General features: G+C 73.5%; 23 protein-coding genes. 21 read left to right on the forward strand and 2 right to left on the reverse strand.

Annotated features, from left to right (window positions below; translation table 11 throughout):
- Window positions 1-105: 105 nt before the first annotated feature.
- Window positions 106-339: an Lrp/AsnC family transcriptional regulator gene (locus tag ACA511_RS32605; RefSeq protein WP_375028524.1), complete on the reverse strand. Its 234-nt coding sequence runs from the start codon at window positions 337-339 to the stop codon at window positions 106-108.
- 135 nt (window positions 340-474) lie between these two features.
- On the opposite strand from ACA511_RS32605, the gene ACA511_RS32610 reads away from it, so the two are divergent.
- The 3 genes from ACA511_RS32610 (at window position 475) to thiD (ending at window position 3217) form a co-directional block, all read left to right on the forward strand.
- A complete protein-coding gene (locus ACA511_RS32610) occupies window positions 475-1389 on the forward strand; it encodes a thiamine-phosphate kinase (protein ID WP_375028733.1) in 915 nt (304 codons plus the stop codon).
- A gap of 110 nt (window positions 1390-1499) precedes the next feature.
- Window positions 1500-2366 (forward strand): cellulose binding domain-containing protein, encoded by an 867-nt coding sequence (locus ACA511_RS32615; protein ID WP_375028525.1) that lies wholly within the window; start codon window positions 1500-1502, stop codon window positions 2364-2366.
- A 38-nt stretch (window positions 2367-2404) separates the two neighbouring features.
- Window positions 2405-3217, forward strand: coding sequence for a bifunctional hydroxymethylpyrimidine kinase/phosphomethylpyrimidine kinase (gene thiD / locus ACA511_RS32620; RefSeq protein WP_375028526.1), 813 nt, complete (start codon window positions 2405-2407; stop codon window positions 3215-3217).
- Window positions 3218-3308: 91 nt separating this feature from the next.
- Here the strand turns inward: thiD and rpmB are convergent, their stop codons facing one another.
- Window positions 3309-3503, reverse strand: a complete 195-nt coding sequence (gene rpmB, locus ACA511_RS32625) for a 50S ribosomal protein L28 (RefSeq protein WP_067632165.1) — start codon at window positions 3501-3503, stop codon at window positions 3309-3311.
- Between the two features lie 194 nt (window positions 3504-3697).
- Here rpmB and ACA511_RS32630 point away from each other — a divergent pair, with 194 nt between their 5' ends.
- From ACA511_RS32630 to ACA511_RS32715, 18 genes are all read left to right on the forward strand, one after another.
- Window positions 3698-5287 (forward strand): DAK2 domain-containing protein, encoded by a 1590-nt coding sequence (locus ACA511_RS32630; protein WP_375028527.1) that lies wholly within the window; start codon window positions 3698-3700, stop codon window positions 5285-5287.
- Window positions 5288-5320: 33 nt separating this feature from the next.
- Complete coding sequence (gene recG, locus ACA511_RS32635; RefSeq protein ID WP_375028528.1) at window positions 5321-7510, forward strand: ATP-dependent DNA helicase RecG; 2190 nt, start codon at window positions 5321-5323, stop codon at window positions 7508-7510.
- Complete coding sequence (gene rsmD, locus ACA511_RS32640; RefSeq protein ID WP_375028529.1) at window positions 7507-8073, forward strand: 16S rRNA (guanine(966)-N(2))-methyltransferase RsmD; 567 nt, start codon at window positions 7507-7509, stop codon at window positions 8071-8073. The genes recG and rsmD overlap by 4 nt, the downstream gene beginning before the upstream one ends.
- Before the next feature lie 30 nt (window positions 8074-8103).
- Complete coding sequence (locus ACA511_RS32645) at window positions 8104-9555, forward strand: penicillin-binding transpeptidase domain-containing protein (protein ID WP_375028530.1); 1452 nt, start codon at window positions 8104-8106, stop codon at window positions 9553-9555.
- 105 nt (window positions 9556-9660) lie between these two features.
- Window positions 9661-10143 (forward strand): pantetheine-phosphate adenylyltransferase, encoded by a 483-nt coding sequence (coaD, locus tag ACA511_RS32650; RefSeq protein WP_375028531.1) that lies wholly within the window; start codon window positions 9661-9663, stop codon window positions 10141-10143.
- Between the two features lie 93 nt (window positions 10144-10236).
- Window positions 10237-10884, forward strand: coding sequence for a DUF177 domain-containing protein (locus ACA511_RS32655; RefSeq protein WP_375028532.1), 648 nt, complete (start codon window positions 10237-10239; stop codon window positions 10882-10884).
- Between the two features lies 1 nt (window position 10885).
- Window positions 10886-11065, forward strand: a complete 180-nt coding sequence (gene rpmF, locus ACA511_RS32660; protein ID WP_067632153.1) for a 50S ribosomal protein L32 — start codon at window positions 10886-10888, stop codon at window positions 11063-11065.
- 287 nt (window positions 11066-11352) lie between these two features.
- Window positions 11353-12132: a ribonuclease III gene (gene rnc / locus ACA511_RS32665; RefSeq protein ID WP_375028533.1), complete on the forward strand. Its 780-nt coding sequence runs from the start codon at window positions 11353-11355 to the stop codon at window positions 12130-12132.
- A complete protein-coding gene (gene mutM / locus ACA511_RS32670) occupies window positions 12125-13003 on the forward strand; it encodes a bifunctional DNA-formamidopyrimidine glycosylase/DNA-(apurinic or apyrimidinic site) lyase (RefSeq protein WP_375028534.1) in 879 nt (292 codons plus the stop codon). Before rnc ends, mutM begins: the two co-directional genes overlap by 8 nt.
- 11 nt (window positions 13004-13014) lie before the next feature.
- Complete coding sequence (locus ACA511_RS32675; RefSeq protein ID WP_375028535.1) at window positions 13015-13317, forward strand: acylphosphatase; 303 nt, start codon at window positions 13015-13017, stop codon at window positions 13315-13317.
- A 178-nt stretch (window positions 13318-13495) separates the two neighbouring features.
- On the forward strand, window positions 13496-13693 hold the full coding sequence (locus tag ACA511_RS32680) for a hypothetical protein (protein WP_083946295.1): 198 nt from the start codon (window positions 13496-13498) through the stop codon (window positions 13691-13693).
- Window positions 13694-14309: 616 nt separating this feature from the next.
- The gene (gene smc / locus ACA511_RS32685) at window positions 14310-17960 is read left to right on the forward strand and encodes a chromosome segregation protein SMC (protein ID WP_375028536.1); all 3651 of its coding nucleotides are present in this window, start codon (window positions 14310-14312) and stop codon (window positions 17958-17960) included.
- Window positions 17961-18303: 343 nt separating this feature from the next.
- Complete coding sequence (locus ACA511_RS32690) at window positions 18304-18711, forward strand: globin domain-containing protein (RefSeq protein WP_375028537.1); 408 nt, start codon at window positions 18304-18306, stop codon at window positions 18709-18711.
- Between the two features lie 6 nt (window positions 18712-18717).
- A complete protein-coding gene (locus ACA511_RS32695; RefSeq protein WP_375028538.1) occupies window positions 18718-19869 on the forward strand; it encodes a globin domain-containing protein in 1152 nt (383 codons plus the stop codon).
- Window positions 19870-19874: 5 nt separating this feature from the next.
- Entirely contained in the window at window positions 19875-20537 is a 663-nt protein-coding gene (locus ACA511_RS32700; RefSeq protein ID WP_375028539.1) for a DivIVA domain-containing protein, read from the forward strand.
- 126 nt (window positions 20538-20663) lie between these two features.
- Window positions 20664-21818, forward strand: a complete 1155-nt coding sequence (gene ftsY, locus ACA511_RS32705) for a signal recognition particle-docking protein FtsY (protein ID WP_375028540.1) — start codon at window positions 20664-20666, stop codon at window positions 21816-21818.
- 170 nt (window positions 21819-21988) lie between these two features.
- Entirely contained in the window at window positions 21989-23320 is a 1332-nt protein-coding gene (locus ACA511_RS32710; protein WP_375028541.1) for an ammonium transporter, read from the forward strand.
- Window positions 23321-23322: 2 nt separating this feature from the next.
- Window positions 23323-23661 (forward strand): P-II family nitrogen regulator, encoded by a 339-nt coding sequence (locus ACA511_RS32715; RefSeq protein ID WP_375028542.1) that lies wholly within the window; start codon window positions 23323-23325, stop codon window positions 23659-23661.

Here is a 23661-nt window from a genome sequence, read left to right on the forward strand (position 1 = left end):
CCCGGCAAACGCACTGCCAGCCTGGGGGGACGACCCCCCAGACCCCCCGGCAAACGCACTGCCAGCCTGGGGGGACGACCCCCCAGACCCCCCGGCAAACGCCCGTTAGATGTGGACAATCGGGCAGGTGAGGGTGCGGGTGATGCCTTCGACCGCCTGGATCTGCGCCACGACGAGCTTGCCCAGCTCGTCGACATTGCGCGCCTCCGCTCGGACGATCACGTCATAGGGTCCCGTGACGTCCTCCGCCAGGGTGACACCCGGCACGCCGGAGATGTGGCCCGCCACCTCGGCGGCCTTACCGACTTCGGTCTGGATGAGGATGTAGGCCTGCACCATCACGTCCTCCCCATGCGGAGAATCAACCGTCGGACGGTTCACCGTATCGTGTTACGCGCCGCCGCGGGGTGCCGGGGTGCCGGGTGCCGCGGCGGCGCGGGCCGAACAGGCGGAACACGGGTGAACGGGCGGCGGATGGGCACGATCGGGGAGCTGGGCGAGTTCGGATTGATCGGCCGGCTGACGCGGCGGCTGCCGCTGGGCCCGGCCGTCCGGCTCGGCCCCGGCGACGACGCCGCGGTGGTCGCCGCCCCGGACGGGCGCGTCGTCGCCACCACCGACCTCCTCGTGGAGGGGCGGCACTTCCGCCGCGACTGGTCCGGCCCCTACGACATCGGGCGCAAGGCCGCCGCGCAGAATTTGGCCGACGTCGTCGCGATGGGCGCCCGGCCGACCGCCCTGCTGATCGGGTTCGCGGCGCCGGCCGAGACCGCCGCCGACTGGGCCGAGCGGCTGTACGACGGGTTCGCCGACGAGTGCCGCGCCGCCGGGGCGTCGGTGGCGGGCGGCGACGTCGTGTCCGCGCCGCGGATCGTGCTCGCGGTCACCGCGCTCGGCGACCTGGGCGGCGCGGCCCCGCTGACCCGGTCCGGGGCGCGTCCGGGCGACGTCGTGGCCGTCCGGGGCAGGCTCGGGTACGCCTCCGCCGGGCTGGCGCTCCTCACCGAGGGACGCGACGGGCCCGCGGAGACGATCGCGGCGCACCGGCGTCCGGAACCGCCCTACGGGGCCGGGGACGAGGCGCGGGCCCACGGGGCCACCGCGCTGCTGGACGTGAGCGACGGGCTCGTCCAGGACCTCGGGCACATCGCGGGCGCCAGCGGCGTCCGGATCGAGATCGACTCCGCGGCCGTCCCTGTCCCGGAGATCCTCGGCCCGGACGGCCTGCGGCACGCGCTCACCGGCGGCGAGGACCACGCGTTCGCCGGGACGTTCCCCGGGGCCGCGCCGCCGTCCTGGTCGCGGATCGGCGTCGTGACGGCGGGTTCGGGGGTGCGCGTGGACGGACGCGAACCTCCCTCCGGCGCGTGGGACCACTTCGCCGTCTGAACGGCCTGAACCGGGGCGTGCACGGAGCGCGTACAGGCGTGTGCGTTGACGCATCCGGTAGGCAGGTTTGGGACGGGTTTGGTATACATCCTGTGATCGAAGAAGGTGGGATGGGACGACACACGAGGCATGAGCAACCGGACGACGAACCCCTATCGGGCGCCACGGCGTCCCGGGGTCCGTACTTCGGCGCTCCCGCCGACCCGTCCTACGACGCCTTCTCCGGGCCGACCGACGACCGGGTGTTCGTGTCGTCGTACGAGCGGCCGCGGCCGGGTCCGCCGCCCGCACCCGACGGCCGGCACGACCCGCCCGACGAGTACCGGTACGCCCCCCTCCCAGGGGACTATCCGGGCGACTACCCCGGCGCTCCCGCCGCGGCCCCGCCTCCCGCCACCGCCGCCGAGACGCCCCCCGACCGGCCGCAGGACGAGGGCGCGCGAACGCCGGGCGGGCGCGGCATGTCGAAGTTCTTCTCGATGCTCCCGCTCCCGCTGCTGCCGATCGTCGCGCTCGTCATCGCGGTGGGGATCGTCTCCTACGCGCTGAGCACGCAGCAGATCTCGCTCAACTTCGCCGGCGGCGCCCCCCGCGACACGGTGACCAACCCGCGCGACAGCCAGGTCTCCCAGCGCGGCCCCGGCGAGCGCGCCGGCCGCGGCGCCGCCCGCGCCGACGGGCTCATCATCGCCTTCCGGGTCGCCGCCGAGGCGCCCGGCGGCTTCAAGGCCACCGCCACCGTCGCGAACAAGGGCACGCAGCCCGTCGCGAAGTGGGCGCTCGCCTTCAAGATCCCGAACGCGTCGGTCACCGCGATCAGCGGCGCCACCGTCGTCCGGACGGGCGGCCTCGCGTTCGTCAGGGGCCGCAGCGCGATCGCGCCCGGCGACACCGTCCGGATCGTGTTCACCGCGCGCGGCGCCGCGGCCGCGCCGTCGTCCTGCATCCTGAACAAGCTGCCCTGCGCCCTGGTCTGAGGACGCCGGCCCGCGCGGACCGCCATAGGCTGGACGGCATGTCGCGCACTCCGCCCTCCCCCCAGGCCCCGCCCCTCGTGCTCACCATCGCGGGCTCGGACTCCGGCGGCGGCGCCGGCATCCAGGCGGACCTGAAGACCATGCTCGCCCACGGCGTCCACGGGATGAGCGTCATCGCCGCCGTCACCGCGCAGAACTCCCTCGGCGTGCAGGGCTACTGGGAGCTGCCGCCCGAGGCGGTGCGCGCGCAGCTCGACTCCGTCCTGTCCGACATCGGCGTGCACGCGCTCAAGACCGGGATGCTGGCGTCCACCGTCCTGGTCGAGATCGCCGCCGAGGCGCTCGCGGCCTCCGACGCCCCGTCGGTCGTCGACCCGGTGGGCGTCTCCAAGCACGGCGACTCGCTGCTCGCCCCGGACGCCGTGGATGCGGTCCGCTCGGTGCTGCTGCCCGCCGCGACCGTCGTCACGCCGAACCTGCACGAGGTGGAGCAGCTCACCGGCGTCAAGGTCGTGGACGAGGGCGGTCTGCGCGAGGCCGCCGAGGCCGTGAAGGCGCTCGGCCCGGCGTGGGTGCTGATCAAGGGCGGGCACCTTCCGGGCGAGCCCGCCGACCTGCTGTTCGACGGCGAGCGGGAGTACCGCTTCACCGCGCCGAGGCACGACAACCGCCACACCCACGGGACCGGCTGCACGCTCGCGTCCGCCATCGCGTCCAACCTGGCGCTGGGCTACGACGTCCCCACGGCGGTGGCGCGGGCCAAGGACTATGTGACCGCCGCGATCGCGGCGGGCTTCCCGCTGGGCGCCGGCATCGGCCCGGTCGACCACGCCTGGCGCCGGCGCTCCTGACCCCGGCGCTCTGACCTCGGGGCTTCTGACCCGGACATGCAAAAGTCGGCTCACCGGAGCACACCGATGAGCCGACCGAAGTCCGTGCGGGTCAGACCGTGGGCTTGACGATCTTGCCCGCCTTGATGCAGGACGTGCAGGCGTTGATCCGCTTGGTGCTGCCGTTCACGACGGCGCGCACGCGCTGGATGTTGGGGTTCCAGCGGCGCGGGGTGCGGCGGTGCGAGTGGGAGACGCGCATGCCGAAACCGGGTCCCTTGCCGCAGACGTCGCAGACGGAAGCCACGGGAAACTCCAAGTGGTGTCGATGCTCTGACCGGAGCGCCGCCCGGTGCCGCCGACGGGCGGGCCGGGCATCATGGGTGCTCACTGATGAGCGCCTCGGACGAGGCGCACGGATCAGACTAGCCGACAGCCCGCCCGTAGGCGAATCACCCTGGGAGGATCGCCATCGGCGGCAGCGAGCAGGGGAGCGGGTTCGTGGGCGAGGTGCTCGACGGTGCGGCGGTGCGGCGGTGGTGCAGGCTGGCGGCGGAGGCCCTCGGCCGCACCAGGGGCGAGATCGACGCGCTCAACGTGTTCCCCGTCCCGGACGGCGACACCGGCACCAACCTGCACCTGACCCTCATCGCGGCGGCGGACGCGCTGGACGAGCTGCCGGCCGGCGCGGGCCCCGCCGAGACGTGGCGGGCGCTGGCGCAGGGCGCGCTGCTCGGCGCGCGGGGCAACTCGGGCGTGATCCTCAGCCAGGTGCTCCGCGGCCTCGCCGACGTCCTCGGCCCGCTGGACGCGCCGCCGGACGGCGCGGCGTTCGCGGCGGCCCTCGGCCACGCGTCCGGGCTGGCCCGCGGCGCCGTCGAGCATCCCGTGGAGGGGACGATCCTCAGCGTCCTCGCCGCGGCCGCCGCCGCGTGCGCGGCGCCCGGGACCGGGCTCCCCGACGCGTGCCGGTCCGCCGCGGACGGGGCCCGGCGGGCGCTCCGGCGCACGACCGCCCAGCTGGACGTCCTGGCCCGCAGCGGCGTGGTCGACGCGGGCGCGGCCGGGCTCTGCGTGGTCCTCGACGCCCTGGCCGCCGTGGTCACCGAGGAGTATCCCGAGCGGTACGAGGTGCCCGCCCGCGCCGCCGGGACGTCCGCGCCCGCGCCGGAGCCCCCGGCGCCGCGGGGCCCCGGCTACGAGGTCATGTACCTGCTGGACGCCCCGGACGGCGCCGTCCACGCCCTGCGCGAGCGGCTCGACGGCCTCGGCGACTCGCTCGTCGTGGTGGGCGGCGACGGCCTGTGGAACGTCCACGTCCACGTGGACGACGCCGGGGCCGCGATCGAGGCGGGCATGGCGGCGGGGCGCCCGCACCGGATCCGCGTCGGCTGCCTGCACCCGGGGACCGGGGAGCCGCACGCGCCGCACACCGGCCGCGCGGTGATCGCCGTGACCGCCGCCGACGGGCTGGCCGCGCTGTTCGAGGAGGGCGGCGCGCGGGTCGTCCGCCGCGAGCCGGGCGCGGCGCCGCCGCTGGCGGTGCTGGCGGAGGCGATCCTCGCGGCGGGCGACGAGGTGACCGTCCTGCCGAACGAGCCCGAGGTCCTGGCGCTCGCCGAGGCCGCCGCAGAGCGCGCGCGGGACGCCGGCGCGCGGATCGAGGTCGTGCCGACGAAGGCGTCCGTCCAGGGGATCGCGGCGCTGGCGGTGCACGATCCGCTGCGCCGCTTCGGCGAGGACGTGATCGAGATGACCCGCGCCGCCGGCGCGACGCGCTTCGGCCACCTGGAGGTCGCCGGGGAGGAGGCGGTGACGAGCGTCGGGCTGTGCCGGCCGGGCGACGTCCTCGGCCTGATCGAGGGCGACGTCGTCACGATCGGCGCGGACCTCGCGCAGGTGGCGGCCCGCGTCCTGGACCGGATGCTGTCCGGCGGCGGCGAGCTCGTCACGCTGGTCGCCGGCACGCACGCACCGCCCGGTCTGGCCGCCGTCCTCGAAGAGCGCCTCCGCCGGGAGCACCCCGACGTGGAGGCTGGCGTCTACGACGGCGGGCAGGAGCGGTACCCCCTCCTCATCGGCGTCGAGTGATTCGCGTCGTGCCGATGGGCTAGAAAAGGGTGCGTGGCGAACCTCGACGAGCCGTTGCGCAATGTCCTCGGCGACAAGACGGCCAAGGCGCTGGAGAAGGGCCTCGACCTGCGGACGGTCGGCGACCTGCTGCACCACTACCCGCGCCGCTACGCCCACCGCGGCGAGCTGACGCAGCTCAGCGGGCTGGAGGACGGCGAGCACGTCACGGTGATGGCGGAGGTCGTGAAGGTCCAGGGCCGCACGCTCACCCGCAATCCCGGCTACGTCCTGGAGATCACCGTCACCGACGGCACCGGGGAGCTCAAGCTCAGCTTCTTCGGCCGCAAGGGCTCCTACCGGCCAGAGAAGGACCTGTCGCCCGGCACCCGCGGCCTGTTCGCCGGAAAGATCAGCACCTACCGGCCGCGCAGCGGGAGCGTCGTCCGGCAGCTCACGCACCCGCAGTACAAGGTCGTCCACGAGCGGAGCGCCGAGCAGGCCGCGCAGGAGTGGGCGGACGAGATCATCCCGATCTACCCGTCCACGAAGGCGCTGCCCATCGAGACGATCGGCACGTCCGTCGAGACCGTCCTGACCCAGCTGGACCTTCCCGCCGACCCGATGCCCGAGGCCCTGCTCGGGCGCCGCGGCCTGATCGGGCTGCGGGAGGCGTACGAGGGCATCCACCGCCCCAAGAGCTGGGACGAGCTGGGCCGCGCCAAGAAGCGCCTCAAGTGGGACGAGGCGTTCGTCGTCCAGGCGGCCCTCGCCCAGCGCCGCCTCGCCGCGGCCGCGCTCCCGGCCAAGCCCCGCCCGCCGGTCTTCGGGGGCATCCAGGCCGAGTTCGACGCGCGCCTGCCCTTCGAGCTCACCGAGGGACAGCGCCAGGTCGGCGACGAGATCGCCGCCGACCTGGCCAGGGACCACCCCATGCACCGCCTCCTCCAGGGCGACGTCGGCGCGGGCAAGACGGTGGTCGCGCTGCGGGCGATGCTGCAGGTCGTGGACGGCGGCGGGCAGGCGGCGCTGCTCGCGCCCACCGAGGTCCTCGCGCAGCAGCACTACCGGTCGATCACGGGGATGCTCGGCGACCTCGCCCAGGCCGGGCAGATCGGCGGCGCCGAGCACGCGACCCGCGTCACGCTGCTGACCGGGTCGCAGGGCGCGAAGGCGCGCAAGGAGGCGCTGCTGGACGCCGCGTCCGGCGCCGCCGGGATCGTCGTCGGCACCCACGCGCTGCTCCAGGAGACCGTCCAGTTCGCCGAACTCGGCCTCGTCGTGGTCGACGAGCAGCACCGCTTCGGCGTCGAGCAGCGGGACGCGCTGCGCGAGAAGGTCGGCGGCGGGCGGCCCCACGTGCTGGTCATGACGGCGACGCCGATCCCGCGCACGGTCGCGATGACCGTCTTCGGCGACCTGGAGACGTCCGTGCTCGGGCAGCTCCCCGCCGGGCGGTCGGAGATCCAGACCCACGTCGTGCCGCCCGAGAAGCCCGCGTTCTTCGCCCGCATCTGGGAGCGCATCAGGGAGGAGTCCGCGAAGGGGCGGCAGATCTACATCGTATGCCCGCGCATCGGCGAGCAGGAGGGCGACGAAGGCGACGCCGTGGCCGCGGACGAAGAGGAGCGCAGGTCGCCGCTCGGCATCATGGAGGTGCTGCCGAAGCTGGAGGAGCTGCTCACCGGCCTGCGCATCGGCGTCCTGCACGGCAAACTCCACCCCGACGAGAAGGACGCGGTGATGCGCCGCTTCACCCAAGGCGACCTGGACGTCCTGCTCGCCACCACGGTCATCGAGGTCGGCGTGGACGTCCCCAACGCCACCGTCATGGTCATCATGGACGCCGACAGGTTCGGCGTGTCCCAGCTCCACCAGCTGCGCGGACGCGTCGGACGCGGTTCGCTGCACGGCCTCTGCCTGCTGGTGACCGAGGCCGAGCCGGGCAGCAGGTCCCGCGAGCGGCTCGACGCCGTCGCGTCCACGACCGACGGGTTCCGGCTGTCGCGGCTCGACCTGGAGCAGCGCCGCGAGGGCGACGTGCTCGGCGCGGCCCAGGCCGGTCGCGCGTCCAGCCTGCGGCTCCTCACCCTCCAGCGGGACGAGGACGTGATCCGCGACGCCCGCGAGGAGGCGACGGCGCTCGTCGCGGGCGATCCCGGCCTCGCGGACCACCCCGGCCTGGCGACCGTCCTGGCCTCCCTCCTCGACGAGGACCGGGCCGACTTCCTGGAGAAGGCGTGACGCGGATCATCGCGGGCAGCGCGGGCGGACGCCGGCTGGCCACCCCGCCCGGACGCGACACCAGGCCCACCGGCGACCGCGCCCGCGAGGGCCTGTTCTCGACCGTCCTCGCCCTCCTCGGCCCGCTGGACGGGCTGCGCGTCGCCGACCTGTACGCCGGGTCGGGAGCGGTCGGGTTCGAGGCGCTGTCCCGGGGCGCGGCGCACGCCCTGCTCGTCGAGTCCCATCCGCGCGCGATGAGGGCGATCCGGCAGAACGCGGACGCGCTCGGGCTGCCCGGCGCCGTCCCCTGCCAGGACAAGGTGGAGCGGCTCGTCCGCGGGAAGCCGGCCGAGCCCTACGACCTGGTCTTCGCCGACCCGCCGTACGCGCTCGCGGACGCGTCCGTCACCGCCCTCCTGGACGACCTGCGCGACCAGGGCTGGACCGCGCCCGACGCGCTGGTCGTCGTGGAGCGCGCCGCGCGCGGCCCCGCGCTGCGCTGGCCCGACGGCTACGAGGCGGAGCGCGACCGGCGCTACGGCGAGGCGATTTTCTGGTACGGGCGCGCGGAGGGCCGTTGACACGGCCGCGGATCGGGTAATGCCAGGCCCATGAAGCCCGGGATCGACCGCGCCCTGGGGCGCACCTGGGTCCTGGCCCTGGTGATGGCCGTCGCGCTGATGGCGAACATCACCTACGTCCAGGGCTTCGAGGCGCAGGACCTCCGCGACGACTCGCTCAACGCCCGCCGGTTCGAGGACCGCTTCAAGATCGACCGGGGGCCCATCGTGGCGGACGGCCTGCGGCTCGCCTGGTCGGAGAGGCTCGACGACGGCCGCTACCAGCGCCACTACCGGGACGGCCCGGCCTTCGCGCCGGTCACCGGCTACTTCTCCGTGTTCTCCCAGACCGGGCTGGAGGAGGCCGGGAACCACTTCCTGGACGGCACCGACGACCGCCTCGCCACCTCGAACTTCGTCGACAAGCTCGTCGGCAACCACGTCCCCGGCGGGACGGTCGCGTCGACCGTCGACGTCAAGGCGCAGCGCGTCGCCTACGAGGCGCTGGCGTCCGGCGGCGCGCGGCGGGCGGCGGCCGTGGTCCTCGACGCCCGGACCGGCGCGGTGCTGGTGCTGGCGTCCACGCCGTCCTACGACCCGGACGCCGTGTCGACCCTCGACCGGCGGAAGGCGGTGAACGCCTTCGAGCGGCTCAACGACCAGCGGCTCAAACCGCTGCTGGACAAGGCCACCCGCGAGCTGTTCCCGCCCGGCTCCACGTTCAAGACGGTGGTCGCCGCCGCGGCGCTCAAGGCCGGTGCGACCGAGGACGCGGAGGTCCTGGCCGGACGGAGCTACAAGCCGCCGGGCGCCGGACGGGCGATCAACAACGACGCGGGCGACATCGGCGGCTCCTGCGACCTCGGCCGGATCCCGCTGGTCGAGGCGTACGCGCAGTCCTGCAACACCACGTTCGCCTACATGGGCGCCGAGGAGCCCGGCAACGGCGCCGTCCACGAGGCGGCGGGCGGGTTCGGGTTCGGCGACCGGATCGAGTACGCCGACGGCCTGCGGAGCGCCGCCAGCGCGTTCCCGGAGACCGACCAGCCGTCGCTCAGCGCGCTCGGCTCCATCGGGCAGGGCAGCACGGTCGCCACCCCGCTGCAGATGGCCATGGTCGCCGCCGGCGTCCTCAACGACGGGGAGGTCATGCGGCCGCACCTCGTCGACGAGCTGCGCGCCCCGAGCGGCGCCACGGTGGACACCGTCTCGCCCAAGCGGCTGTCGCGCCCGCTGACGTCCGGCCAGGCGGAGCAGATGCGGGACCTGATGGAGGCCGTCGTCGACAGGGGCACGGGCAAGTCGCTGAAGGGGACGTCCGTCCTCGGCGGGAAGACCGGAACCGCCGACGTCGAGGGGGCCGCCTACAACGACCGCTGGTTCATCGGCTTCGGGCCGCGGAGCGACCCCAAGTACGCGGTCGCGGTGCTGACCGAGGCGCCGGGCTACGGCATCGAGTCGGGTCCGATCGCCGCGAAGATCATCGATGCGCTGGCGGGCTGAGCGGGCGGCGGAGGGCGTCCCGGCGAGCCCGGGTGAAACCGGGCCGAATGCGATTTGGTACGTTCACGCCGCAGGTCAGAAACCGGGACCGAAGGGGTTCACGTCGTGCGCCGTGTCGTCTGTCCGGGATCGTTCGACCCCGTCACCAACGGGCATCTCGACATCATCAGCCGCGCCTCCCGTCTGTACGACGAGGTGGTCGTCGCGGTGTTGATCAACAAGAACAAGAAGAGCCTCTTCACCGTGGACGAGCGCGCCGACATGATCTCCGAGGTCACGCTGGAGTACGGCAACGTCAAGGTGGACAAGTTCTACGGGCTCACCGTCGACTACTGCAGGGAGCAGGACATCCCGGTCATCGTCCGGGGGCTGCGGGCCGTCAGCGACTACGAGTACGAGCTGCAGATGGCCCAGATGAACCACCGGATCGCCGGCGTGGAGACGCTCTTCATGGCGACGAACCCGGAGTACGCGTTCCTGTCGTCCAGCCTGATGAAGGAGGTCGTGCGGTTCGGCGGGGACATCTCCGGGCTCGTCCCCGACAGCGTCCACGACCGGCTGGTGCGGCGGCTCCAGCAGGAGAACTGACCGCCGGGCCCCGCCGGACGGGCCGCGAGTTGGGCCAGTGCTCCGGGGGCGGTATCCTGGGACATCGGCCATCACCGGCGGCCGCTGTTCACCATGCCTCACGAAAGCAGGAGTCCGCTGACTCGCCTTGACCCCAACGCCCCTCTCGTGCTCGACACCCGAGCGCTGAGCAGGCAACCCGGGTCGTCGCGGGAGAAGCGCCTGACCGTGCCGGCACCGGAGGACTTCGGCGTCGAGATGGTGGGCGTCCCCGAGGGCGCCGCGATCGAGCTGGACCTCCGGCTCGAAGCGGTCTTGGAGGGGGTGCTCGTCACCGGCACGGCGACGGTCCCCCTGGAGGGGGAGTGCTCCCGCTGCCTCGACCCGATCGCCTCGTCCTTCGAGGCGGACTTCCAGGAGCTCTTCGTCTACGACGACACCCGCTCGGGCGGGAACGCCGACGACGACGAGCTCCGCCTCGAGGGCGATTTCATCGACCTCGAACCGGTCCTGCGGGACGCGGTGCTGCTCGCGCTGCCGCTGTCCCCGCTGTGCCGGGACGACTGCCCGGGCCTCTGCCCGGACTGCGGTGCACGGCTCGCGGACGTCGGGCCGGGGCACCACCACGACGTCGCCGACCCCAGATGGGCGGCGCTGCGGGACATCGCCGGCGACACCCCGCCGGCCTCCCCCGAACGGGGGAACGGGAGCTCCGGCTCCCATGGTTCATTCGACCGACGAGAAGGAAAGCAGGAGGGCTGACGTGGCCGTCCCCAAGCGGAAGAAGTCGCGCAGCAACACGCGGCACCGGCGCTCGCAGTGGAAGACCGCGGCGCCCAACCTGGTCGAGTGCCCGACGTGCCGCGACCACAAGCTGCCGCACACCGCGTGCGCGACATGCGGAACCTACGACCGGCGGCAGGTCATCGCCCCGTCGGCCTGAGACCTTCCCGCATCCTGGGGGGCGGACCCGCGCGAACGGCGCGGCCCGCCCCCCAAGGTGCGGGACGGACATCCCACCCCGACCACCCCGGCGCGCGACGTCGGCGTGGTGACCGGCGCGGAGAGCGCGCCCGGAGCCGTGGTGCACGCCGGGATCAGCAGACCGGCGCGCACCTCGTCTTCGCGGACCTCCTCCCCGCCGCGCGTCCTCGCCGTCCCGGCCGCTTCGGCCGGCGCGCCGCATCAGCGACCGCGCCATGCGCGGTGCACGGCCTGCGAGGAGGGCCCGTGAGCGCCAAGAAGAGCGAACCCGCGCCGGAGCGCGCGGAACTGACCGCCGCCCTCGGCGTCGAAGTGACCGCCGACCTGCTCGAACGGGCGCTGACGCACCGTTCGTACGCCTACGAGAACGGCGGCCTGCCCACCAACGAGCGCCTGGAGTTCCTCGGCGACTCGGTGCTGGGCCTCGTCGTCACCGACACCCTGTTCCGGGGCCACCCCGACCTGCCCGAGGGCCAGCTGGCGAAGCTGCGCGCCGCCGTGGTCAACATGCGCGCCCTCGCGGGCGTCGCCCGCGGCCTCGGCGTCGGCGCCCACATCCGGCTCGGCCGCGGCGAGGAGGGCACCGGAGGCCGCGACAAGGCGTCGATACTGGCCGACACCCTGGAGGCGCTGATCGGCGCCGTCTACCTGGACCGCGGCCTGGACGAGGCGTCCGCCCTCGTGCACCGGCTGTTCGACAGCCTGATCGCCCGGTCGGCCGGCCTCGGCGCCGGGCTCGACTGGAAGACCTCGCTGCAGGAGCTCACCGCCGTCGAGGAGCTCGGCGTCCCCGAGTACCACGTCGCCGAGAGCGGCCCCGACCACCAGAAGACGTTCCGCGCGTCGGTGCGGGTCGGCGGGAAGACCTACGGGGCGGGCGAGGGCCGCAGCAAGAAGGAGGCCGAGCAGCACGCCGCCGAGGCCGCCTGGAACGAGATCCGCGAGATCGTCGTCCGGCGGGAGGCCGGGGCGCAGGGCGAGGACCCGGCGCGGGAGGCCGGTCAGGCGGCCCAGGCCGGTGCCTGAGCTGCCCGAGGTCGAGGTCGTCCGGCGGGGCCTGGAGCGCTGGACGACCGGCCGGACGATCGCGTCCGCGGAGGTCCTGCACCCCCGCTCGGTGCGCCGCCACGAGGCGGGCCCGGCCGACTTCGCCGCGCGCCTCGCCGGCCGCACGATGCGGGCCCCGCGCCGCCGCGGCAAGTACCTGTGGACGCCCCTCGACGACGAGTCCGAGGCGGTGCTCGCGCACCTCGGCATGAGCGGGCAGCTGCTCGTCGGCGAGCCGGACCGCGCGCGCGAGAAGCACCTCCGCGTCCGGGCCGTCTTCACGGACGGCGGCCACGACCTGCGCTTCGTCGACCAGCGGACGTTCGGGCACCTCATGCTCACCGACCTCGTCCCGGACGCGTTCGACGCCGGTTCGCTCGTCCCCGCACCGATCGCCCACATCGCCGCCGACCCGCTGGAGGACGCGTTCGACGCCGAGGCGTTCTTCCGCGCCCTGCGCCGGCGCAGGACCGGGATCAAGCGCGCCCTGCTCGACCAGTCGCTGATCAGCGGCGTCGGCAACATCTACGCCGACGAGGCGCTGTGGCGGGCGAGGCTGCACTGGGCGCGGCCAACCGACACGATGACGCGGGCGGAGGCCGCGCGCGTCCTGGAGGCCGCACGGGACGTCATGGGCGCCGCCCTCGCGGTCGGCGGCACGTCCTTCGACAGCCTCTACGTCAACGTGAACGGCGAGAGCGGCTACTTCGAGCGCTCCCTGGACGCCTACGGGCGCCGCGACGAGCCGTGCCGCCGGTGCGGCGCGCCGATCCGCCGCGACGAGTTCATGAACCGCTCGTCCTACAGCTGCCCGGTGTGCCAGCCGCGCCCCCGCCGGGCGCGCCGCTAAGGTTCCGGAACGTGAGGGACGACGAGGACGGCGAGGAGATCGTGCGGCTCACGGCCTGGGTGCGCGGACGCGTCCAGGGCGTCGGGTTCCGCTGGTGGGTGCGGTCGCGGGCCCTGGAACTCGGCCTGGCCGGCAGCGCGGCGAACCTGGCCGACGGCCGCGTGGAGGTCGTCGCGGAGGGGCCGCGCGGGAAGTGCCGCGCCCTGCTCGACCTGCTGGGCGGCGCGGCGGCGGGACGTCCGGGCGAGGTCACGGGGGTCGCCGAGCGCTGGAGCGAGCCGCGCGGCGAGGCCGCCGGTTTTCTGGAACGCTGACCGGGTAGGGCGTTCCGGTTCGTACCTGCTAAACTAGTAGAGGAAGGTTGTTACCGGCCTGTGATGTGCGTCTTGACCAGGACACCGGCCGGTGCGACTCTAGACGATACGCGCACCGACTTCAGTTGATTCTCGTGCGCGATCCCTGCTGGTTACTCAGCGTGGAGGACCCTTAGTCATGGCGAAGGCTCTACTCGGCCACGTCGGCGGTCCCGACCCCCGGATGGTCGCGGAGATGCGGCGCCTGCAGCAGCGCGTACGTGATCTGGAAGCCGAACTCGTACGGCTTCAGGCAGAGAACGACGCGCTCGCGACGGCGCCGGACGACGATGTGATGTCCCTCGCGGTGAAGGACCGCGAACCCGCGCTGACCTGATCAGCCGGGTTGTCACCTATTCATTGCTTCGCCCTCGGCGTCAGGCGCTGGCGCGCCTTCCCTCAACGGGCAAAGCGGCGATCGCTGCATCGCTCCGGCTCGCCTAGGGGCTCGCTGCGCGATCAGGTTCTCGCAGGCTCGAACCTGGCTTCGCACGCGATCGCAACGCCGAGGTCTCCGCGGAGCTGAGCATAAAGAACACAAGGCCCAGATGTCACCGGACCGGTGACTCTGGGCCTCTGCACGTGACGAGCCGACCTGCCGGGATCGCGCCGCGCGCGTCACCGCACGGCCGGCCCGGAGTCCGGGGGCGCTCGTCTTCTGGCGCCATTCCTGCGCGTAGCCGGATCGCGCGGCGAGAGCGCGCGTTCGCGGCCGGGGCGTCAAGGAACGGTAAAGGTTCGCCGGGTTTCGGGTCGGCCGAATCCCGGCGTTCTGTGTCGATCTTTGGAAATGTGGCATCTGACGGGGTGCGGCGGTGGACGAAGGGGGCGCCGGACGTCCGGCGGGAGGCCGTGCGGGCGGCGCACCGGTCGTCGGCGCAGGTACGCGATAGCCTCTAGCGTTGCGATCGGGCCGGTGCCCACCGACGTGGAGCAGGGAGGATGGCGAGGGTTTGTACCTGAAGACCTTGACGTTGCGCGGCTTCAAGTCCTTCGCGTCCTCGACCACGCTCAAGTTCGAGCCGGGGATCACCGCGGTCGTGGGGCCGAACGGGTCGGGCAAGTCCAACGTGGTGGACGCGCTGGCCTGGGTCATGGGCGAGCAGGGCGCCAAGTCGCTGCGCGGCGGCAAGATGGAGGACGTCATCTTCGCCGGGACGGCGAACCGGGCGCCGCTCGGGCGCGCCGAGGTCGTGCTGACGATCGACAACTCCGACGGGGCGCTGCCGATCGACTACACCGAGGTGACGATCAGCCGGCTGATGTTCCGGTCCGGGTCGAGCGAGTACGCGATCAACGGCGACGGCTGCCGGCTGCTGGACATCCAGGAGCTCCTGTCCGACTCCGGCATCGGCCGCGAGATGCACGTCATCATCGGGCAGGGGCAGCTCGACCGCGTCCTGCACTCGGGCCCGGAGGGGCGCCGGGCGGTGATCGAGGAGGCCGCCGGCGTCCTCAAGCACCGCAAGCGCAAGGAGAAGGCGCTCCGCAAGCTGGACGCGATGCAGGGCAACCTCACCCGCGTGCAGGACCTCACCGGCGAGCTGCGGCGGCAGCTGAAGCCGCTCGGGAAGCAGGCCGAGATCGCGCGGCGCGCGGCGGTGATCCAGGCCGATCTGCGCGACGCGCGGCTGCGGCTGCTGGCCGACGACCTCGTCACGCTCGGCACGCGGCTGGAGCAGGAGGCCGCCGACGAGGCCGCGATCCGGGAGCGCCGCGCCGAGACGGAGCGGGCGCTGGCCGAGGCGCAGCGGCGCGAGGCCGTGCTGGAGGCCGAGGAGGCCGAGCAGGCGCCGCGGCTCGCGCAGGTCCAGGACACCTGGTTCCGGTTGTCGGCGCTGAAGGAGCGGCTGCGGGGCGTCGCCGACCTCGCCGCCGAGCGGCACCGCAACGCCGCCGAGGCGCGCGAGGAGGAGCGGCGCGGCCGCGACCCCGAGGACATGGAGCGCGAGGCCGCCGAGATCCGCGAGCAGGAGGAGATGCTCCGCGCCGCGCTGGACGAGGCGCAGGACGCCCTGGCCGACGCCGTCGAGGAGCGGACGGGCGTCGAGGAGGCGCTCGGCGCCGAGGAGCGCCGCCTGCAGGCCGCCGCGCGCGCGGCCGCCGACCGCCGCGAGGAGCTGGCCCGGCTGCGCGGCCGGGTCGAGGCGGTGCGCAGCAAGGCGCAGGCCGGGCGGTCCGAGATCGGACGGCTCGCCGACGCGCGGGAGGAGGCCGAGCAGCGCGCCGAGGACGCCCGGGTGGAGTTCGAGGCGTTCGAGGCCGAGGTCGTCGAGGACCCGGCGCTCGCCGCCGAGCACGAGGTCGCGCAGGAGGCCCTCGCGACCGCGAAGGACGCCGCCGAGGCCGCGCGGGCGGGCGTGGACGGTCCGCGCCGCGCCCTGAAGGAGGCGCGGGCGGGCGTGGGGTCGGCGCGGTCCGCCGACCAGGCCGCGCAGAAGCGGGTCACCGCGCTGCAGGCGCGGATCGAGGCCCTGAACCTGACGCTCGCCAGCGCCGCCGACGGCGGCGAGGTCCTGCTGTCGGCGGGCGCCGACGGCTCGCTCGACGGAGTGCTGGGGACGGTCGCGTCGCTGCTGAACGTCCGTCCCGGCTACGAGACGGCCGTCGCCGCCGCGCTCGGCAACGCCGCCGAGGCCATCGCCGTCGGCTCCCTGGACACCGCCGAGGCCGCGCTGACGCTGCTCCGCTCCCGGGACGCCGGGCGCGCCGGGCTGCTTATCGGCGGGGGAGCGGCGGCATCATCGGCGCGCGTCCCCGGCGTCGACTACGCGGGCGACGCGGTGACCGTCCCGGACGTCGTGCGTCCCGCCCTTGAGCACCTTCTGCGGGACGTGGCCGTCGTGGACGACGTGCCGTCCGCCGCCGCGCTCGTCCGCCGGGAGCCGTCCCTGCGCGCCGTGACCCGTGAAGGCCAGCTCGTGGGCGCGCACTGGGCCCAGGGCGGCGCGACCGGCGGCCAGAGCCTCCTGCAGATGCGCGCGACCCTGGACCAGGCCACCGAGGACCTCGCCGCCGCCGAGACGGCGGCCGTGGCCGCCGCCGGCGAACTCGGCGCGTCGGCGGAGCGGGAGCAGTCCGCCCAGACGGCGCTGGAGGCCGCCGAGGCTTCGGCCAACGCGGCCCAGTCGAGCGTCGACCGGGCCCAGTCCGAGCTTGACCGCGTCCGCGCGCGCTTGCGCGAGTCCGACGCGCAGGCCGCGCAGGAGGCCAAGCGCGCCGCGCGCCTGGAAGCCGACTTCCGTGCCGCGCGCGGCGAGGCGGAGCGGCTCACCAAGGCGCTCGACGCGGCGACGGAGTCGCTGGAGCGCGACACCCAGGCGGCCGAGGAGCTCGCCATGCGGCTCGCCGAGTCGCAGGAGGCCGCCGAGGTCGCCGACGAGGCCGGGCACGACACCGAGGCGCGCGACGAGCTGGACGCCCGCTGCCGGGGGCTGCGCTCCGCCGAGATGGAGGCGCGGCTGTCGGTCCGCACCGCCGAGGAGCGCGTCCAGGCCATCACCGGCCGCGCCGACACCCTGGAGCGCGGCGCCCGCCGCGAACGCGAGGAGCGCGCCCGCGCCGCCCAGCGCCGCGCCCGCCGCGAGGAGCAGGCCAGGGTCGCCAAAGCCGTCCACCGGGGCGCCCGCACCGCCCTGGAGCGCATCGAGCACTCCCTCGCCGCCGCGGTCCGCCGCCGCGAGGCCGCCGAGCAGGCCAAGACCGCGCGGGAGGCCGAGCTGAAGGTGGTCCGCACGCAGGTGCGCGAGCTGTCGGCCACCCTGGAGCGCCTGGTCAACGTCGTCCACGGCAACGAGGTCGCGCGGGCCGAGCAGCGGCTCCGGCTGGAGCAGTACGAGCAGCGCGCCCTGGAGGAGTACGGCCTGGAGGTCGAGTCGCTGGTCGCCGAGTACGGGCCCGACCAGCTCGTCCCGCCCGACCCCGAGAAGGGGGAGGACGCGCGGCCCGTCCCCTACGACCGGACCGTCCAGGAGAAGCGCGCCAAGGCCGCCGAGCGGCAGCTCAACCAGCTCGGCAAGGTCAACCCGCTCGCCCTGGAGGAGTTCGCCGCGCTGGAGGAGCGGCACGCCTTCCTCACCTCCCAGCTGGAGGACCTCAAGAAGACCCAGCGCGAGCTGCTCGGCCTCGTCAAGGAGGTCGACGAACGCGTCCAGGAGGTGTTCGGCGCCGCCTACGAGGACACCGCCCGCGAGTTCGAGCGGATCTTCGCCCGGCTGTTCCCGGGCGGCGAGGGCAGCCTCTCGCTGACCGAGCCCGACGACATCCTCACGACCGGCGTCGAGGTCGCGGCCCGCCCGCCCGGCAAGAAGGTCAAGCGGCTGTCGCTGCTGTCCGGCGGCGAGCGGTCCCTGGTCGCCATCGCCTTCCTCGTCGCCGTCTTCAAGGCGCGCCCGTCCCCGTTCTACGTCCTGGACGAGGTCGAGGCCGCGCTCGACGACACCAACACGCAGCGGCTCATCACCGTCTTCGAGGAGCTGCGCGAGTCGTCGCAGCTCATCGTCATCACCCACCAGAAGCGGACGATGGAGGGCGCCGACGCCCTCTACGGCGTCAGCATGCGCGGCGACGGCGTCACCCAGGTGGTCAGCCAGCGGCTGAGCTGACCGGCGCCCCGGCAGGCGGGCGGGCCCGTGTCACCGGCGTGTTGCGGATGTCAAATGGCCGTAATTTCCGTCATCGTTTCCTTGGAACGATGCACCGCTCATCCGTCCGCAATTCGGACAGCAGAGAAATCTTTTCCGTGCGCGATAACCGACGGATCACGGTGCGTTCTCCCCGGTGGCGGGGAAGCGCCGTGACCGGCCTGTACCGACGGTGACGCCGCGGCGACGCTGGCGGGCTTGTGCGGCCCGGAGGGCATCCACTACCCATGTGCACCGTGGTTCTCCGGCTCCCCCACCCGGGCCTCGCGCCCGGGTACGGAGGACCCGGAGAGGTGTGCTGCCCGTGGACGCCCGGAAACTCAAGGACAATTTCGCACTCGTCGCCGCGAACGGCATCGACGTCGCCGAATATTTCTACGCCGACCTTTTCGCGCGTGCGCCGCAGCTCAGGTCCATGTTCCCGGCGGCGATGGCCAAACAGCACGAGGTGCTGCTCGCCGCGCTCTCCCAGATCGTCTCGTCGGTCGACGATCCGGACGCCCTCGTCCCGTTCCTGCGGGACCTCGGCCGGCGCCACCACGGCTTCGGCGTCGTCGCCGACCACTACGCCCCCGTCGGCGCCGCCCTCCTCGCGACCCTCGCCCACTTCAGCGGCCCCGCGTGGAACGAGGAGCTCGAACGCGACTGGACGGCCGCCTACGGCGTCGTCGCGCAGGTCATGGCGGAGGCCGCCGCGGAGCCCGTCTCCTGATCCGGCGTGGACGCCCAGCGACTGAAGGACAGCTTCGACCGGGTCGCCGGACAGGGCGACGCCGTCGCCCTCTTCTTCTACTCCGACCTGTTCGTGCGCAACCCCCACCTGCGCGACATGTTCCCCATCGGGATGAGCGGCCAGCGCGACAAGCTGCTGCGCGCCCTCGGGCACATCGTCGCCCAGGTCGACGACCTGCCCGCCCTCGTCCCGTTCATCCAGCAGCTCGGCCGCGACCACCGCAGGTTCGGCATCGTCGCCGAGCACTACCCGCACGTCGGGGCCAGCCTCCTCGCCACGCTCCGGCACTTCACGGGCGACGACTGGAGCGACGAGGTCGAAGGCGACTGGAACGCCGCCTACAGCCTCGTCGCCAAGGTCATGCTGGAGGCCGCCGACGAGAACGCCCTGCACAGCCCCGCCTGGTGGAACGGCCAGGTCGTCGCGGTCGAGCGGCGCCGGTTCGACATCGCCGTCCTGCGCGTCCAGCCGGACCGGCCGCTGCCCTACCTGCCCGGCCAGTCGGTCGCGCTGGAGGTGCCGTCCCGGCTGCGGCACTGGCGGTACTACTCGATGGCGAACGCGCCACGCCCCGACCACTCGGTGGACTTCCACGTCCGGCTGGTGGACGGCGGGCCGGTGAGCCCGGTGCTGGTGCGCGGCACCGAGACGGGCGACCGGGTCCGGATGGGCGCCCCCGTCGGCACGCTCACGCTGGACGCCGAGTCCCCGCGGAACGTGCTGCTCGTCGCGGGCAGCACCGGCCTGGCCCCGCTCAAGGCGATCCTGGAGCAGATCTCGCGCCGTCCCGTCCCGCCGCGCGTGCACCTGTTCTTCGGCGCCCGCACCCGGGACGGCCTGTACGACCTGGAGGACCTGACCAAGCTGGCGGGCGGGTTCCCCTGGCTCACCGTCGTGCCCGCCGTGTCGGACGAGCCGGGCGGGCACGGCTTCTCGTCCGTGCTCCGCTCGGGCGAGGACGACGTCGAGCACGGCGACCTGTCGAACGTCGTGGCCGCGCACGGCCCCTGGGACGGCCACGACGCCTACGTGTGCGGGCCGTCCGCGATGGTCGGGCACACCGTCGAGCAGCTGGCGCGGCTCGGCGTCGCGCGCGACCGCATCCGCCTGGAAACCTTCGCCGACGCACAGAGGTGAGCGCGTTGAACTCCCCGAACCTTCCCGTCGTCTCGGCGGGCTCGCGGCTGACGCCGGGCGAACTCCACTCCGTGGTGTTCGCCCGCGCCGCCCTCGGGCGCCGCGGGTACGACGAGGAGCAGGTCCGCAACTTCCTGCAGTACGTCGAGGGCGAGCTCGTCCAGATCTTCAGCGACAAGGCCGCCCTCGCCGACGAGGTGAACCGGCTGCGCGCCCAGGCGGCCGAGGGCGGCGGGCGCGGCGTGATGGCGCCCGAGGACGCGCACTTCCAGGCCGTCCGGATCCTGTCGCAGGCCCAGCAGACCGCCGACCTGTACGTCGCGGACGCCGAACGCTACACGCGCGAACTGGCCCACGAGGCGCGGCTGCACCGGGAGGCGATCCTGTCCGACGCCAAGGGACGCGCCGAACACCTCCTGGAGGACGCCCACCGCAAGGCCGCCGCCGTGGCCGACGCGGCCGTCCGCTCCGCGCCGGCAGCCCGCCCCGCGCCCCAGCCGGACGACGACCGCCGCGCGATGGAACGCGAGATCGCCTACCTGCGCACCTACAGCGACGTCTACCGCACTCACCTGCGCTCTTACCTGGAGGCCCTCCTCCGCAACGTCGACGAATGGGAGTCCTCCGAACGGGCGTCGCTGCCGGGCGGGTCGCCGGACGCGCTCTGAGCCGAGCCGCGTCCGGGCTCGGAGCCCGGCCCCGCGCACGATCGCGGCGCCGGCGTTCCACGGGGTTCAGGGGCCGCCCCCTGGTTAACACGGCTCCCTGGGCGAGCATGCAAAACTGGGGGCGCTATGGAATATCTGATCGTCATCGCCGCGCTGGCCGCCGTCGCTCTGATCATCGGCGGGATCACGCTGCTGCGGCCCCGCCGTACACGTCCTCGCCCGCCGGTCGAGCGGGAGCCGGAACGGACCGGTGGCGCGACCGCCGTCGACGAGGCGGAGGCCGGGGCCCCGACCGCGGAGCGGGCGCCGCCGGCGGAGGTGCCGGCGCCGCGGCCCACGGTGGAGATCGAGAAGCCGCCGCCCGGCGCGGGCCGGCTGGTCCGGCTGCGGGCGCGGCTCGCGCGCTCCCAGAACACGTTCGGCAAGACCCTGCTCGGCCTGCTGTCGCGCGACACGCTCGACGACGACGCCTGGGAGGAGATCGAGGACACTCTGATCACCGCGGACATGGGCGCCGCCGTGGCCCGCCAGGTCACCGACGACCTGCGGACCCGCGTCCAGGTCCTCGGCACCCGCAGCGCGGAGGAGGTCCGCGACCTGCTCAAGCAGGAGCTGGTCAAGCAGATCGGCCCGGACCTGGACCGCTCGCTGCGCATCGAGGCGCACGGCGACCGTCCGGCGGTGCTCATGGTCGTCGGCGTCAACGGCACCGGCAAGACCACGACCTGCGGCAAGCTCGGCCGCGTCCTCGTCGGCGACGGCAACACGGTGCTGCTCGGCGCCGCCGACACCTTCCGCGCCGCCGCGGCCGACCAGCTGGAGACGTGGGGGACGCGCGTCGGCGCGCAGGTCGTCCGCAGGGACGAGGGCGCCGACCCGGCGAGCGTCGCGTTCGACGCGGTCAAGCAGGGCATCGAGACCAAGGTCAACGCGGTGATCATCGACACGGCGGGGCGGCTGCACACCAAGACCGGGCTGATGGACGAGCTGGGCAAGGTGAAGCGCGTCGTGGAGAAGCAGGCCGCGGTGGACGAGGTCCTCCTGGTCCTGGACGCGACCACCGGGCAGAACGGCATGCAGCAGGCGCGGGTCTTCGCGGAGGTCGTGAACGTCACGGGCGTCGTCCTCACCAAGCTGGACGGCACCGCGAAGGGCGGCATCGTCGTCCAGGTTCAGCGGGAGCTGGGCGTTCCGGTCAAGCTGGTCGGGCTGGGGGAGGGGCCGGACGACCTCGCCCCGTTCGAGCCGGAGGCCTTCGTGGACGCGATTTTGGGCGACTGAAATGAACCTCTAATCGGTTAAATACGGCATGTGAGGACTTAGTAACACCCTCGAAACACCCGGGGGCCGGTTTTCACACCTGCGAAACGCGGGAGCCCCGTGCGCGAAACCGCCGAGGTCGAGTCTCTGAGCAGTTCGAAGTTCCCTGGCGAGGAGGGACTCTCTCAGAGATGAAGATCGATAGCGGTAGTACCGCCTGGATGCTGACGAGCACGGCGCTCGTCCTGCTGATGACACCCGGGCTCGCCTTCTTCTACGGAGGCATGAGCCGCGCCAAGAGCGTGCTCAACATGATGATGATGAGCTTCGTCAGCATCGCCGTGGTGGGCATGGCGTGGGTCGTCTACGGCTACTCCCTCACCTTCGGCGACGGCGGCGCGCTCAGCTCGTTCATCGGCGGATTCGGCGACTGGGGGCTCGTCGGCCTGGAGAAGGCCGCCACGGCCGACGACGGCACGGGCATCCCGCAACTGGTGTTCGTGGCCTTCCAGGCGACGTTCGCCATCATCACCGTCGCGCTGATCAGCGGCGCCGTCGCGGACCGTGCCAAGTTCGGCGCCTGGGTCGTGTTCACCCTGGTGTGGGCCACGTTCGTCTACTTCCCGATCGCGCACTGGGTGTGGTGGTCGGACGGCGAGGAGGGCGGCAAGGCCGGCTGGCTGTTCGACCTCGGCGCGCTCGACTTCGCGGGCGGGACGGTCGTGCACATCAACGCCGGTGTCGCGGCGCTCGCGCTGGTGCTCGTCCTCGGCAAGCGCAAGGGCTGGCCGAAGGAGCCGATGCGCCCGCACAACCTGCCGTTCGTCCTGCTCGGCGCCGGACTGCTGTGGTTCGGGTGGTTCGGGTTCAACGCCGGGTCCGCGCTGGCGGCCGGTGAGACCGCGGCCGTCGCGTTCATCAACACGCTCGTCGCGACCTGCGCCGCCGCGTTCGCCTGGATCGTCGTCGAGAAGCTGCGGGACGGCTCGTCCACCACGCTCGGCATCGCCTCCGGCGTCGTCGCCGGACTGGTCGCCGTCACCCCGGCCTGCGCGTTCATCACCCCGCTCGGCGCCATCGCCCTCGGCCTGGTCGCCGGCGCGGTCTGCGCCTTCGCGGTCGGGCTCAAGTACAAGCTCGGCTACGACGACTCGCTCGACGTGGTCGGCGTCCACATGGTCGGCGGCATCGTCGGCGCCCTCCTGATCGGGCTCCTGGCCACCACCGCCGTCAACGACGCCGGCGCGGACGGGCTGCTCGCCGGCGGCGGGTTCGCGCTGCTCGGCAAGCAGGCCGTCGCCGTCGCCGCGACGCTCGCCTACTCCTTCGTCGTGACCTACGTGATCGCGAAGGTCATCGACCTGACGATGGGCTTCCGGATCAGCGAGGACGACGAGGCCGCCGGCATCGACAGCACGGCGCACGCGGAGACCGCCTACGACTTCGGCACCATCCGCGCGGGCATCGGCTCCGGGGCGACCGCGGCGGCGCCCGCGGCCCCCGCGAAGAAGGTTGAGGCGTAGGGATGAAGCTCATCACGGCGGTCGTCAAGCCGTTCAAGCTGGACGAGGTCAAGAAGGCCCTGGAGACCTTCGGGGTCAAGGGCATGACCGTCAGCGAGGCCAGCGGCTACGGACGGCAGAAGGGGCACACCGAGGTCTACCGGGGCGCCGAGTACCAGGTCGACCTGGTGCCCAAGGTGCGCATCGAGGTCCTGGTCGAGGCGGAGGACGCCGACGACATCATCGACGTCATCGTCCGCGCCGCCCGCACCGACAAGATCGGCGACGGCAAGGTGTGGGCGGTGCCGGTCGACACCGTCGTCCGCGTCCGCACCGGCGAGACCGGTCCGGATGCCCTCTAG

This window comes from Actinomadura sp. GTD37, assembly GCF_041951365.1.
Classification (GTDB): domain Bacteria; phylum Actinomycetota; class Actinomycetes; order Streptosporangiales; family Streptosporangiaceae; genus Spirillospora.

Coding starts and splice junctions, on each gene's coding strand:
- ACA511_RS32605 (WP_375028524.1), bottom strand. CDS start 339: ATGGTGCAGGCCTACATCCTCATCCAGACCGAAGTCGGTAAGGCCGCC.
- ACA511_RS32610 (WP_375028733.1), top strand. CDS start 475: ATGGGCACGATCGGGGAGCTGGGCGAGTTCGGATTGATCGGCCGGCTG.
- ACA511_RS32615 (WP_375028525.1), top strand. CDS start 1,500: ATGGGACGACACACGAGGCATGAGCAACCGGACGACGAACCCCTATCG.
- thiD (WP_375028526.1), top strand. CDS start 2,405: ATGTCGCGCACTCCGCCCTCCCCCCAGGCCCCGCCCCTCGTGCTCACC.
- ACA511_RS32645 (WP_375028530.1), top strand. CDS start 8,104: ATGAAGCCCGGGATCGACCGCGCCCTGGGGCGCACCTGGGTCCTGGCC.
- ACA511_RS32655 (WP_375028532.1), top strand. CDS start 10,237: ATGCCTCACGAAAGCAGGAGTCCGCTGACTCGCCTTGACCCCAACGCC.
- ACA511_RS32680 (WP_083946295.1), top strand. CDS start 13,496: ATGGCGAAGGCTCTACTCGGCCACGTCGGCGGTCCCGACCCCCGGATG.
- ftsY (WP_375028540.1), top strand. CDS start 20,664: ATGGAATATCTGATCGTCATCGCCGCGCTGGCCGCCGTCGCTCTGATC.
- ACA511_RS32710 (WP_375028541.1), top strand. CDS start 21,989: ATGAAGATCGATAGCGGTAGTACCGCCTGGATGCTGACGAGCACGGCG.
- ACA511_RS32715 (WP_375028542.1), top strand. CDS start 23,323: ATGAAGCTCATCACGGCGGTCGTCAAGCCGTTCAAGCTGGACGAGGTC.